Below are 13997 nucleotides of genomic sequence, written 5' to 3' on the forward strand. Positions count from 1 at the left end.
ACCCTCATACAACCTAACAGGCATATGTACTGTCTTACTGAATAAGCACTTGTTATTCCCGGGCCCTGTTAATTCTTTTAAAATTTTCTCTCACAGACACCACTATTTAATGCAGTTAAAGAAAGGCAATATTTTTTGCTGATTCTTAGAAAACGTTTGTAATAAGAGAACCCTAAATAAAAATTTATCCCTTTTTATATGACACATTTTTTACGTTTAAACCTGAATAAGCCGGTTAAATGGCTCATGGCATTTGCGACCTTCTTCATTCTGGGTCAGGAAAATGTTTTTGCAGCTGATTATTATTGGGTAGGCAGCAACAATACCAACTGGAGTGTTCCAGGTAACTGGCGGACTGGTAGTTTTGGAGGAACTGTGGCTACAAGCCGTCCTGTAGCAGGAGATAATGTTTTCTTTACAGCCGGAGGCACCAACTGCAATTTCAATATAGGTACCGTAAATGTAGCCAATGTAACGATCGATGCAGGTTATACTGGTACGATTTTACAGAACACTGCCAATTTCTCTGTAGACAGCCTGATCATGGCTGGAGGCAATTTTGTTGGTAGCGGAGACAATACCATCAACATTACCATCCGTGGTAATTTTAAACAGACAGGCGGTAACTTTACATCTACTAAAGGTCAGCTGATCTTTACGGCCAGTAATACCAACCACACATTCGGAGGTACTTTTATCCACAACAGCAACCTCTTAACTGACTTCAGAGGTACTACAACCATTAACGGTAATCCAACTTTCTACAAACTGCAATTTACATCAAAAAGCAAACGTATTTATACTATCTCCAATACGATACAGGTAGAAAACAATTTTACCCTGGCCGATACAGGATCAATTTATATTAATGGTGGTACTATTGAACTGTTAAATACAGCTAATTTAAACTGCCTTAATACTGCTACAAGCGGCGGCGGTAATGCTTTAATTAACTTCACTGGCACTGGCAATCAGAACCTTTACGGAGCAAGTAATCCGGGAGAAAGCAGATTACCCCGTATCCAAATCAATAAAACAAGCGGTACAGTTTTCTTACACAACAAAGTAAACATTACCAATGAATTTACCAATGCTTCTAACAGCGTAGATGCCACTTCGAATTTTTCGAAAGTTATTTTCACGAACGGTACTACCGGCTTACCTGGTGGCGGTATTAATCAATATGACATCGTTGGTAATACAACCTTCCACGACCTGGAAATGGCTCCTACTACAAATACCGTCTTCAATATACCTTCAGGTACAACCCTGACTGTTGCAAACGAATTCGGTTTTGCAGGAACGAACAGATTAACTATTAATACCGGAATTGTTGATGTAAAAGGCAATATGGTCGTAACCAACACTTCTTCGTCTGGAGGTGTAAGCACTGGTATTATCAGGTTTACCAGCAACAGCGATCAGAGCTTTACAGGCTCTACAACCGATGGTATTGGACAATTACCAAAAATCGAGGTTATAAAAAGCAGCGGCACTCTTTTCATGCATGAGGTTATTAACCTGAAAGGCGGATTGGTAGTGAGCGGAAACAGCCAGGTAAATGATTCAGATGCTATTATTGCAATTAACGGATCAATGACCATTGAATCAATCTCGAATCAGTTGACCTTAAACCACCTGTTAATTCCAGGCAATGCCGGCACGAACCTTACTTCTAATGTAACCAACAGCTTACAGGTTAATAAATTAGAAATGAAAGGAACTGAAAACATTGTTTTAAGCACCTCCCTGATTGGTTCACAGAACCTTTTCGTTAAAGTATCCGGCGACCTGATAAATACAAATACCAGCACAGCTAATGGCGGTGGTTCTGCAAGCATTATGTTCAATGGTTCCGGCGATCAGAATTTGACTGGCAGTTCGGTTATTGGCGGTGGTAAATTACCATCGATCTTTATCGACAAGTCTGTCGGGAATCTTATTTTAAACGAAACGATCAACCTTGCGAACAATGCAGATTTGACATTAAACAACGGCACAGTTATAGCTGACGGTTCTACTTTGGTAATCGCTAATAACGGTACAGATATCACAGGTATTCATACGCTGAATAATCTGATCTTCGCACCGTCTACTGTTGCTACCCATAATTATGCTATTGACCCTGCCAATACACTAGCCTTAACCGGCGATCTTATTTTCGATGGCCCGGCAGGTTCTAACATTACTTTAACAAGCGGCACTATTGATGTTAAGAAAAATCTTACCATAAATAATGGCAGTTTAACCAGCAATGGTAGCGGTCTGATTTCTATGACAGGTACTGCAGACCAGTACATTATCAGCAACGCACCTGCAGGTATTCCAAATCTTACTGTTAATAAAACTTCCGGCATTTTATCTGTTGGCAGCGATATTAACGTACGCAGCACGCTTGCCATGACCAAAGGCGACATCGACATGAACGGAAATACCCTTACGTTAGGAACTTCCGCCTCATTAGCAAACCGGGGTACCCTGGATTATGCTGCCGGTAAAGTTTATGACGGTACTTTCAGCCGCTGGTATGGAACAACTGCCGTGTCCGCTGGTAGTAATGAATCTCTTTTCCCGGTAGGTACACAAACAAACGACCGCAGAATGTACATTTCTACAACTTCTGCTCCAACCACTGGTGGTACCATTGCTGTTAAGCATGATCCGAATGCAGCTGCTGCCAGCACAGATATGATGGACGGAACTGATCAAGTGCTTTCATTTCTGCCATCTGGCTGGGATATTAATTCGAACGTAACCGGTGGTACTTACAATTTAAGAATGAGTGCAGAAGGCTTAGGCCCGATCAATAAACTGAGTGATATCCGTATTGTAAAGAACAATGCTGTTGTAGGTACTTATAGCGCAACTAATGGTACTACGGAGAATGCAATATTGAACCGTACTGGTATCAGCCAGACAAACTTAGCAGGCACATACCGCATCGGAAGTAAAGAACCTATCAATCCGCTTCCGGTTGCACTGGTAAGCTTTAACGCTGAAAAAGCAAGCAATGCTGTAAACCTGAACTGGAAAACTGCATCTGAGAAAAACAACGATCTATTCGTAGTAGAACGCTCTGCTGATGGCCGGAACTTTGAAGCGATCGGTCAGGTGAAAGGTGCCAGCAACAGCAATGTTTTAAATGCCTATGCTTTTGCTGATAAAAACCCGGTAAATGGTGTTTCTTACTATCGCCTGAAACAAATTGATTTCGATGGCAAGTTTGAATACTCTAAAATTGTAAGCGTAACTTTCGAAGGTAAGATCACTGCTGTAGCAATCAACGCTTTCCCGAACCCGGCGAATAATCTGCTGAACGTAAAAGTAAATGGCCTGAATGGAAAAGCTACCATGGAAATTACCGACGTAACCGGCCGTAGCCTGAAGCAATTAAAGATCAACGCTGCAGAAACAAATGCGGTGAACGTAGAAATGTTACCAAAAGGTCTGTATCAAATCCGCATCGTTTCAGAAAATGGTTCAGCCGTTTCTAAATTCCTGAAACAATAACCAAAACGCTATAGTTTTTTATTAAAAAACCCCGGCTTCTAAAGAGGCCGGGGTTTTTACTTTTTAACCAAATCAGATATCATTTTTCAATTATCTGAATTACAACTCTGAAAAACGCTATAGTTTAGTGTTAAAAAAGTGATTGATTTGCCTTTTGTCCGGCTAATATTTAAACTTTCAAATAATTTGGGCATTCTTACCATATTAATTCGGCTTTTTAAAAAGCAGTCCCTAACTTTGGGCAATTTATACCTATACCACTTATGCCCAGAGACACCAGTATTCGTTCCGTTCTTATTATTGGCTCCGGCCCGATTGTAATTGGCCAGGCCTGCGAATTTGATTATTCCGGCACCCAGGCCGCCCGCTCGCTCCGCGAAGAAGGCATCGAAGTTACGCTTATCAACTCCAACCCGGCTACCATCATGACCGACAGCATTACTGCTGACAACGTGTACCTGAAGCCGCTCGAGAAAAAGTATATCATCGAGATTCTGGAAAAGCATAAAATTGATGCCGTACTGCCTACTATGGGTGGACAGACTGCACTGAACTTAGCCATAGACTGCGAAAACGCCGGGATCTGGAAAAAGTACGGCGTGCGCATAATCGGCGTAGATATTAAAGCCATTGAAACCACCGAAGACCGCGAGCAATTCCGTTTGAAAATGCTGGAACTGGGCGTGAACGTTTGTAAAGGCAATACGGCCCGTTCGTTCCTGGAAGGCAAGGAAATTGCGCAAAACATTGGTTTTCCGCTGGTAATTCGCCCTTCTTATACGTTGGGCGGCGCCGGTGGCGGTTTTGTAGAGAAGCCCGAAGATTTTGATAAAGCGTTAGCGGCTGGCCTGCACGCTTCACCGGTTCACGAAGTTTTGGTAGAGCAAAGCATTTTGGGCTGGAAAGAATACGAGCTCGAACTGCTCCGCGACAGCAACCAGAACATCATCATTATCTGCTCCATCGAGAACTTCGACCCGATGGGTATTCATACCGGCGACTCTATTACGGTTGCTCCGGCCATGACCTTACCGGATACGGTTTATCAGAAAATGCGCGACCTGGCCATTAAAATGATGAACGGCATCGGACAGTTTGCCGGCGGTTGCAACGTGCAGTTCTCAGTAAATCCGGAAGACGATACCATTATTGCCATTGAAATTAACCCGCGCGTTTCCCGTTCTTCGGCGCTGGCTTCCAAAGCTACCGGTTACCCGATTGCGAAAATTGCCGCGAAACTAGCTATTGGCTATAACCTGGATGAACTGAAAAACGCCATTACCAAAACTACTTCGGCTTTCTTTGAACCGGCTTTGGATTACGTTATTGTAAAAATTCCGCGCTGGAACTTCGATAAATTTAAAGGCACGAACAAAACACTGGGTCTGCAAATGAAATCGGTAGGTGAAGTGATGGGTATTGGCCGGACGTTCCAGGAAGCGTTGCAGAAAGCGTGTCAGAGTTTAGAAATTAAGCGGAATGGCATTGGCGCCGACGGCAAGGAAATGACGAACTACGAACAGCTGATCGAGAGCATGACCCATGCCAGCTGGAACCGTTTGTTCAGCGTGAAAGATTCCATGAAGTTCGGAATTCCGACCAACACCATTCGTAAGATAACCAAAATTGACCCGTGGTTCCTGAACCAGATCGAGCAGCTGAACGATATGGAAAAGGAAATGGGCAAATACACCCTGGAAACGCTTCCGGAAGGCATGCTGCGCAAAGCCAAACAGCAAGGCTACGCCGACCGGCAGATCGCGCATATTCTGCGTTGCCTGGAAAGCGAAGTGTTCAAAAAACGTCAGGAATTAGGCATTCAGCGGGTTTACAAACTGGTAGATACCTGCGCCGCCGAATTTGAAGCCAAAACACCTTACTACTACTCTACTTTCGAAGGCGAAAACGAAAGCGTGGTTTCGGATAAGAAAAAGATCATTGTTTTAGGTTCGGGACCAAATAGAATTGGTCAGGGAATTGAGTTCGATTATAGCTGCGTACACGGCGTTTTAGCGGCCAAAGAATGCGGCTACGAAACCATCATGATCAACTGCAACCCTGAAACTGTTTCTACGGACTTCGACATTGCGGATAAACTTTACTTCGAGCCGGTTTTCTGGGAACACATTTACGACATTATTCTGCACGAAAAACCGGAAGGCGTAATTGTACAGCTTGGCGGCCAGACCGCTTTGAAACTGGCAGAAAAACTGGACCGTTACGGCATTAAGATCATTGGTACCAGCTTCAAGAGTTTAGATTTAGCAGAAGATCGCGGTTCTTTCTCAACATTGCTGAAAAACAACAACATCCCGTATCCGCCATTTGCCTCCGTTACCAGCGCCGAAGAAGCCATTGAACTTTCAAAGCAATTACGATTCCCGCTTTTGGTGCGCCCAAGTTACGTTTTAGGTGGTCAGAGCATGAAGATCGTGATAAACGAGCAGGAACTGGAAGCGCAGGTTGTGGATATTATTAAAGACAACCCAGGCAATAAAGTGCTCCTGGACCACTTCCTGGACCGTGCTATTGAAGCCGAAGCCGATGCGATCTGTGACGGCGAAGATGTGCACATTCTGGGAATTATGGAACACATCGAGCCGGCCGGTATTCACTCTGGAGATTCGTACGCCGTACTTCCGCCGTTCGACCTTTCGGACAACGTGATGAAGCAAATTGAAGACCATACGAAAAAAATTGCGCTTGCTTTGAATACCGTGGGCGTGATCAACATTCAGTTTGCTATTAAAGACGAAGTGGTTTACGTGATCGAAGCAAACCCAAGAGCGTCGCGTACCATGCCTTTCATTGCCAAAGCGTACCGCGAGCCGTACATTAATTACGCGACCAAAATTATGCTGGGCCACGCCAAAGTGAAGGACTTTACTTTTAACCCGCATAAAGAAGGTTACGCCATTAAAGTACCGGTTTTCTCTTACAGCAAATTTCCGGATATCGAGAAGGAACTTGGTCCGGAAATGAAATCTACCGGCGAAGCGATCTACTTTATAGACGATTTACAGGATGAGTATTTCCAGAAGGTGTATGCCGAGCGGAATTTGTATTTGAGCCGGTAACCCCACCTAATAATGATTTTCAGAAAGCCTGGTTGCGATTGTAGCCAGGCTTTTGTTTTTCATTTCAGGCTGCAGCTTCTACCATCCCCGAACCCCGCCTTGAAAAGGAGGGGAGCTATCAGATAATGCGCTCCATGTAGGGACAGGCTTAACCAGTCCGCACGCATTTCTGATTAAAATATTTCTGAAAAACGGTAGACTTTTGAGCTCAAAAAGTCAAGGCAGGCAGGAACCCAAAAGCTCACCTCTTTTCAAGTCGCAGAACCCGAAGAATTTCGGGAGAAGAGGCTCAGGCATGATTACTTCCCGCATTCCGACAAGCCCCACATTAGCCAATAAACCGGTTTACTCTTCCTCCCCTACGTTCAGCTTTTTGGCCATGATGTGGTATGCGCCTTTGGTAACTATTTTCGCGTTGGCAGGTATGTTTTCCGGTAATCTTACTTCGGTATATCCATTTTCAGTAGCGCCAATTTCTACCGGCACCATTTCAAATGTTCTGGCGTTTTTAGCGATGAAGATAACGTGCTTCCCTTCGGCTTGTACAATGGCAGCTTCGGGTAAGGCAGGTACGGTTTGGGCATTAATTTCTACCAAAGCCGTCACGTACATGCCGGGCAGTAATTCAGGATCTTCGCGGTCTAAATGCGCGTGCACGCGGATCGTTTTGTCGGCTTCGATGCTACGGCCAACCAGATAAACGGAAGCGGTAATTTCGTGGCCGGGAAGATTGGGGAAAGTGAGTTTTATTTTCTGGCCCTGCTTTAGTTTGGCAATATCTTTTTCGAAAACGGTCAGTTCGGCGTGCATGTGTTCGGTATTTACAAGCTCAAACAATACATCCTGCGGCGTTACAAATTTCCCGGTATTCACCAGCACGTTCTTTACAAAACCATTGATAGGCGAATAAATACGGATGGTGCTGGAAATATTGTTGGCGGAAAGCTTGTTCGGGTTGATGCTGAGCAGCGCAAGTTGTTCTTTTAAAGCAGCGGCGCGGTTGCGTAATTGTTGGTATTCCGAAGTAGCCTGTTGAAAGGTTTTCTTCGAACTTACGTTTTCCTCGCTGAGTTCTTTCTGGCGGGCAAATTCAAGTTGCTGGTAATTCAGTTTGCTTTTGGCGTCTAAGTATTCCTGTTGCAGCGCAATGTATTCTGGGTTCTCGAGCACTGCCAAAACCTGCCCTTTATTCAATTTCATACCCTGCAGTAAGTCCGTTTTTTTTACGAAACCACCCAAAGGCGCCGAAACGCTGATCAGGTTTTGCGGCGGCACATCCAGCATGCCGTTCAATCGCAAAACGGTACTGATATTTTTCTGCTCTACCTGCCCGAAGGCAATGCCTGAATTTTTAAACTGGGCATCGGTAAGGCTAACTTCATTGGGGTTTTCCGGGGCAGCAGCAGTTTCAGTTTCAGTTGCTTTTTCTTCTTTGGTAGCCGAATTGCAGCCGGAAAAAACGCTAAGGAAAACAAGCAAAAAACCCGAAGCCAAAGCAGCTGGTTTGCAGGATTTCAACATATATAAAAAACGGTATGGCATAAGGGGTAAAAAGTCTAAAGTTGGCCGCAGATAAATTCCAGTTCGGTTACGGTTAGGTTGTAGCGCAGCAACCGTTCCAGGTAGGTGCTCTGAATTTCGAGGGCCATGCGAGCGCTTTGCAGGTATTCCACGTAGCCAATTTCGCCACTCCGGAAACTTTTATCGGAAAGGCGCAGCACCAATTCACTTTGTTTCAGGGCCGATTGTTCGTAATAGTTCAGGGCGGTTTTTTCTTTTTCAAAAGCCTGCAATGCCTGCGTTAATTGTCCGCGGAGATCATGTTGCTGTTGTACCGCCAGTTTTTGGGCTTGCTTCTGCCGGAATGCTGCCGACTGAATCCGCGCCGAATACGGTTTCCACCAAAGTGGCAGCGCAATGCCAGCCATAACCCCATCGAAGCGATCGGCGCCGGTAAACGTTTGCTCCACCCCGTTTACATTCATCGGACCGCGGAGACTTTGGTTGAAATAACCAACGGTAAGATCGGGCAAGGCTTTGGCTTTTTCCAGGGAATACATTTTCTGCTGCACTTCAATTTGCTGCATGGCTAAATTCCAGGCTGGCGTTTGGCGCAAAACGGCAGAATCGGGCGTGAAAGTTAAGGGGCGTTTTGGTAAAGTGGGAAGTTCAATTTCTACGGGTTCGGAAGTATTCAGCAGCGCTTGCAAACGACCTTGCCAGGCCAACATATCGGCTTCGTTCTGCGGAATTTGCGCCCGGATGTGCATCAGTTGCGTTTCGGCGGAAGCTTTTTCTAATAAATACGTTTCGCCGGTTTTAAAGCGGATTTCCGCCGCACGGGCAAAAAGGGCATACAAGCTATCCTGGCGGTGCAGAAGTTTGCCGAGTTGCTCCAAATAAACCAGCTGGTAATACGCATTCTTCACTTCGTAAACCAATTCCTGCTGCGTGCGCGCCTGCCGCAGTTCGCTTTGTTTAATTTCCGCTTTAGCCAGACCAGCCTGCCGCGAAAGTACCGTCGGGAACGGAAGGCGCTGCGAAACGTCGAAACGGGTATCGTTCAGCGGCGTGTTCACCTGCCCGTATTCCATGCTGAATTCGGTTTTACCCAAATCGGAAGAAGCTTTTTTCATGGATTGCTGCACCTGGATTTCCATTTCGGAAGCGCGCAAACCGGCATTTTGTCTTTTGGCCAGTTCGATCAGTTCTTCGAGTTTTAGTGGCTTATTCCCTACCGTTTTTTGCGTTGGAATTTCCGTTTGTGCCTGACTTTGCGTTGCAAAAACGGTAGCCAAAAGCAGTAAAAAACTCAGCGCCGCAGGTTTCTTTTTAAAATGAATGCGTTCGAAGAAAATATACAAAATAGGCAGCACAATTAAAGTTAAAGCGGTGGCTGAAATAAGTCCGCCAATTACCACGGTGGCCAGCGGTTTCTGCACTTCTGCGCCCGAAGAACCGGAAAGCGCCATCGGCATAAAACCCAGTGAAGCTACGGTAGCCGTCATGAGTATAGGGCGCAAACGCACGGAGGTTCCGGTTAAAACTATGCGGTGCAGATCTTTCATGCCAGCAGCTTTAAGTTGGTTGAAATAGCCAATGAGTACAATTCCGTTCAGAACGGCTACTCCAAATAACGCAATAAAACCCACGCCGGCCGAAATACTGAACGGCATGCCGCGCAAATAAAGCGCCAACACTCCACCAATGGCCGACAGCGGAATGGCCGTAAAAATCAGCAAACTGTGCTTGAATGAATTAAATGCGAAGAACAGCAACATAAAAATAAGCGCCAACGCCAACGGAACGGCCACAGCTAACCGACTGCTGGCTTCCACGAGGTTCTGGAACTGACCACCAAACGTTACATAATAGCCCGCCGGCATTTTAATTTTCTGGTTTATGCGTTGCTCAATTTCCTGTACCAGGCTTTGCACGTCGCGGTTACGCACGTTAAAACCTACGGTAATGCGGCGTTTGGTATCGTCGCGCTGGATCTGGATCGGGCCTTCTTTGTAGCTGACTTCAGCCACGGCGGTAAGCGGGATCTGGTTGCCATCCGGGAGGGTTACGGTTAAATTCTGCACGTCTTCAATGCGCTGACGGCTCGCTTCTTCCAGACGCAAAACCAGGTCGAAACGTCGTTCGCCTTCGAAAACCAAACCTGCAATTTTACCGGCAAAAGCACTTTCTACGGTGGTATTTACGGCTTCTACCGTTAAGCCATAACGGGCCAGTTGGTCGCGGTTCAGTTTTACCACAATTTGCGGCAGGCCGGTAATTTTTTCTACATATAAGTCGCTGGCACCGCTCACTTTCGAAACTTCCTGCCCTATTTTTGTAGCTACGCGCGAAAGTTCATCGAGGTCGTCGCCGTAAATTTTGATTACCACGTCCTGCCGCGCACCGGTCATCAGTTCGTTGAAACGCATCTGAATGGGTTGCTGAAAACCAAAAGAAACGCCGGGCAATGCATCCAGTTTTTCTGCCATTTTAGTAGCCAGTTCTTCGCGGCTGCTTGCCGAAGTCCATTCTGATTTATCTTTCAGCACAATGATCAGGTCGCAGGATTCTACGGGCATGGGATCGACAGGAATTTCGGAAGAACCAATCTTGCCAACCACTTCTTTTACTTCCGGAAAATTCTTCAGCAAAATTTCCGCAGCTTTCTGCGAAGTTTCTACCGTTTGCGACAACGAACTGCCGTTCACCAAACGCGTTTCCACCGCAAAATCGCCTTCGTCCAAAGTAGGAATAAACTCGCCGCCCATTCTCATAAACAGGAAAACCGCGAACACGAACAAGCCGGCGGCCAAGCCTAAAACCAAGAGTTTCAGGCGCAAGGCTTTTTGAATTAAAGGCGCGTACCAGGTTTGTAGTTTCTCAATAAGGCGGTCGGAAATGTTGCGTTTGTGTTCGGTATCTTTACTCAGAAACAGCGAGGAAGCCATCGGCACGTAGGTTAGCGAAAGCAGGGAGGCGCCGATAATAGCAAAAGCCACCGTCTGCGCCATTGGTTTGAACATTTTACCTTCTATGCCGGCCAAAGAAAGGATCGGAAAATAAACGATCAGAATGATGATCTGCCCGAAAATGGCAAAGTGCATCATCTTCTTCGCCGATTCCGCCACTTCGCCGTTCATCTGTTCCTGGGTTAACTTTTTAACGCCCGTATGATACTGTTTTTTAACCACAATGCCGTGAATCACGCTTTCCACGATAATTACGGCGCCATCTACGATCAAACCAAAATCGATCGCTCCCAGGCTCATTAAGTTGCCGGAAACGCCGAAAACGTTCATCATAGAAATGGCAAACAGCATGGAAAGCGGAATAACCGAAGCTACCACCAGCCCGGCCCGCAAATTGCCGAGCATTAAAACCAGCACAAAGACCACGATCAAAGCGCCTTCGGTCAGGTTTTTTATTACGGTTTGAATGGCGTTATCTACCAGTTTGGTGCGGTCCAGGTAAGGTTCGATTATCAGGCCTTCGGGCAGCGTTTTCTGAATTTCAACGATCCGCGTTTTCACTTCCTGGATTACTTTGGAAGAATTCGCGCCCTTCAGCATCATTACAATGGCTCCTACCACTTCGCCTTCGTTATTGTAGGTCATCGCGCCGTAACGCACCGCATGCCCGAAACGCACTTCGCCCACGTCGCGCACCAAAACCGGCGTACCATTTGGCGTATTTTTCACTACCATTTTACCCACATCATCCAGATTTTGCGCCAAGCCTTCGGTGCGGATAAAGTAAGCGTTCGGTTTCTTTTCGATATAAGCGCCGCCGGTGTTCTGGTTATTTTGTTCCAGCGCATTATACACATCCGAAATACTCAAACCCAGCGCGCGCAAACGGTCTGGGTTTAAAGCTACTTCGTACTGTTTCAGATACCCGCCAAAACTACTGACATCGGCCACGCCTTTGGTACCAAGCAATTGCCGCCGAACGATCCAATCCTGAATGCTGCGCAATTCGGTAGCATTGTATTTACCTTCGTAGCCTTTTTTAGGCCTTAAAATGTACTGATAAATTTCGCCGAGGCCGGTGGTAACAGGTGCCAGTTCCGGCGAACCGATTCCCGGTGGGATCTGCGCTTCGGCTTGTTTCAGGCGTTCATTTATCTGGCTGCGCGCCCAATAAATATCGGTTTCATCAGTAAATACAATGGTTACAATGGAAAGCCCGAAACGGGAAAACGAGCGAATTTCGGTAATGCCCGGAACGGTAGCCATGGTAACTTCCACCGGAAAGGTAATAAGCCGTTCCACTTCCTGCGCCGCCAGACTCGGGCTCACGGTAATTACCTGCACCTGGTTGTTCGTAATATCGGGCACAGCATCTATCGGCAGCTGCGTTACAGAGTATCCGCCCCAGCCAATCAGCGCCGCAATCAGCAACCCCACAATCAGCTTGTTACGGATAGAAAAATCGATGATCTTATCAATCATTTGGGTATTGAATTATACCGTAAAGGTACGTTATGTAGCGGCCTAAGAAAACGATTTAAAGCATAACAGTTTAATTCAGAATTTGTCTAAACCCCACCCCGGCCCTCCCTAATTCAGGGGAGGAAGTTTTTTCTACTTCGCGGAGCTCAGGTTGGTAGTTTTTGGGGCTGAAAGCATAGCGTTTTTATTAGCAATGCGTGCGGACAGTATAGCCCTGTACCTACAAATGAACCGCATTATCTGATAGCTCCCCTCCTTTTCAAGGCGGGGTTCGGGGGTGGTTAGCACTTTTTCGACCAAAACACCTAGCATTTTTTCACGCATTCCCGAAGAAAGCCCTCCCCCAATTTAGCTATTTGGGGTGGGGTCCTAAATTCCTTACCTTTGCCAAAACGCTATCCTTTTACTGCTTGAAACTGCTACGCAAACTTTTAGAAAATATTCTGGGCTTTAAGGGCTACCTCCGCTTTGTAAGCAAAACTTACCTGATTATGGTGGGTGCCGGCCTGATGCAGAAAAAATATCCGGAACTGTTCTTTTTGAAAAAGATCATCCGGCCAGGCTTTATCTGCATCGATATCGGGGCGAACCTGGGTTATTATTCTACGTTTCTTTCTAAGCTGGCCGGCCCGCAAGGAAGAGTTTTGGCGGTGGAACCCATACCGTTATTTCAGCAGATCTGGAAAGATAATGTGAAAGCCAGTGGCGTAGATAATTTAGAACTGCTGCCATATGCGTTAGGCTCGGAAAACGGCGTTATACAAATGGGTACGCCGGAACGCAATGGGCTGCTGCACCACGGCATGACAAAAGTGGTAAGCAGCGCGGATGAAAAATACGCGCATTTCTACGATGTAAGTATGAAAATACCTGACGAACTGTTTGCCGGTCTGGAACGTTTAGACTTTGTAAAGTGCGACGTAGAAGGCTTTGAGTATCAGGTTTTCAGCAACATGCAGGCAACTTTAACCAAATACAAACCCTTGATCCAGACGGAACTGAACGGCGATGAAAACCGTGATAACGTGATCGGGTTACTGGAGAAGCTTGGTTACCGGGTGCATGTCCTTTCGGCAGAAAACGAACTAAAACCTTGCGCTGGTCCGGAAATTGCGTCGCACCACGGAGATTTTTATTTCAAGTGATTAAAGCATGTTTAAGTTTATAATTGTTTCTTTTTTAATAATTATGTTCATCCGGTTGGTAGCGCCTTTTCTGCTCCGCTGGCTGGTCGCTTTCCTTTTCAAAAAACACATCCGCAAAACCGGTTTCGATCCACAGCAACACCCATTTGGTAATTCGCAGCAGCACCGCTATCAGAAACCAAGCGGCAACGTGCGGGTAGATTATATTCCGGAAGATAAACTGCATCAAAAAAAGGATTTCGAAGGCGGGCAATACGTGGATTATGAAGAAATAAAATAAATGCCTTATCTTTCTAGCGCCATTTGCAAAG

The 13997-nt window shown here is 46.0% G+C and carries 6 protein-coding genes; 4 read left to right on the plus strand and 2 right to left on the minus strand.

Annotated features, from left to right (window positions below):
* Positions 1-198 precede the first annotated feature (198 nt).
* Both ACFPIB_RS08500 and carB read left to right on the plus strand, forming a co-directional pair.
* Positions 199-3510: a T9SS type A sorting domain-containing protein gene (locus tag ACFPIB_RS08500; RefSeq protein ID WP_378017010.1), complete on the plus strand. Its 3312-nt coding sequence runs from the start codon at positions 199-201 to the stop codon at positions 3508-3510.
* A gap of 263 nt (positions 3511-3773) precedes the next feature.
* A complete protein-coding gene (gene carB / locus ACFPIB_RS08505) occupies positions 3774-6587 on the plus strand; it encodes a carbamoyl-phosphate synthase large subunit (protein WP_378017011.1) in 2814 nt (937 codons plus the stop codon).
* Between the two features lie 345 nt (positions 6588-6932).
* On the opposite strand, the gene ACFPIB_RS08510 is transcribed toward carB, so the two are convergent.
* Both ACFPIB_RS08510 and ACFPIB_RS08515 read right to left on the minus strand, forming a co-directional pair.
* On the minus strand, positions 6933-8108 hold the full coding sequence (locus ACFPIB_RS08510) for an efflux RND transporter periplasmic adaptor subunit (protein WP_378017012.1): 1176 nt from the start codon (positions 8106-8108) through the stop codon (positions 6933-6935).
* A gap of 35 nt (positions 8109-8143) precedes the next feature.
* Positions 8144-12541: a CusA/CzcA family heavy metal efflux RND transporter gene (locus ACFPIB_RS08515; protein WP_378017013.1), complete on the minus strand. Its 4398-nt coding sequence runs from the start codon at positions 12539-12541 to the stop codon at positions 8144-8146.
* Positions 12542-12951: 410 nt separating this feature from the next.
* On the opposite strand from ACFPIB_RS08515, the gene ACFPIB_RS08520 reads away from it, so the two are divergent.
* Both ACFPIB_RS08520 and ACFPIB_RS08525 read left to right on the plus strand, forming a co-directional pair.
* Entirely contained in the window at positions 12952-13686 is a 735-nt protein-coding gene (locus ACFPIB_RS08520) for an FkbM family methyltransferase (RefSeq protein ID WP_378017014.1), read from the plus strand.
* Positions 13687-13693: 7 nt separating this feature from the next.
* Positions 13694-13966 (plus strand): DUF4834 family protein, encoded by a 273-nt coding sequence (locus ACFPIB_RS08525; protein ID WP_378017015.1) that lies wholly within the window; start codon positions 13694-13696, stop codon positions 13964-13966.
* The last annotated feature ends 31 nt before the right edge of the window (positions 13967-13997 follow it).

The organism is Adhaeribacter terreus (assembly GCF_042657365.1).
Taxonomy (GTDB): domain Bacteria; phylum Bacteroidota; class Bacteroidia; order Cytophagales; family Hymenobacteraceae; genus Adhaeribacter_A; species Adhaeribacter_A terreus.

Coding starts and splice junctions, on each gene's coding strand:
- carB (WP_378017011.1), top strand. CDS start 3,774: ATGCCCAGAGACACCAGTATTCGTTCCGTTCTTATTATTGGCTCCGGC.
- ACFPIB_RS08515 (WP_378017013.1), bottom strand. CDS start 12,541: ATGATTGATAAGATCATCGATTTTTCTATCCGTAACAAGCTGATTGTG.
- ACFPIB_RS08510 (WP_378017012.1), bottom strand. CDS start 8,108: ATGTTGAAATCCTGCAAACCAGCTGCTTTGGCTTCGGGTTTTTTGCTT.
- ACFPIB_RS08525 (WP_378017015.1), top strand. CDS start 13,694: ATGTTTAAGTTTATAATTGTTTCTTTTTTAATAATTATGTTCATCCGG.
- ACFPIB_RS08500 (WP_378017010.1), top strand. CDS start 199: ATGACACATTTTTTACGTTTAAACCTGAATAAGCCGGTTAAATGGCTC.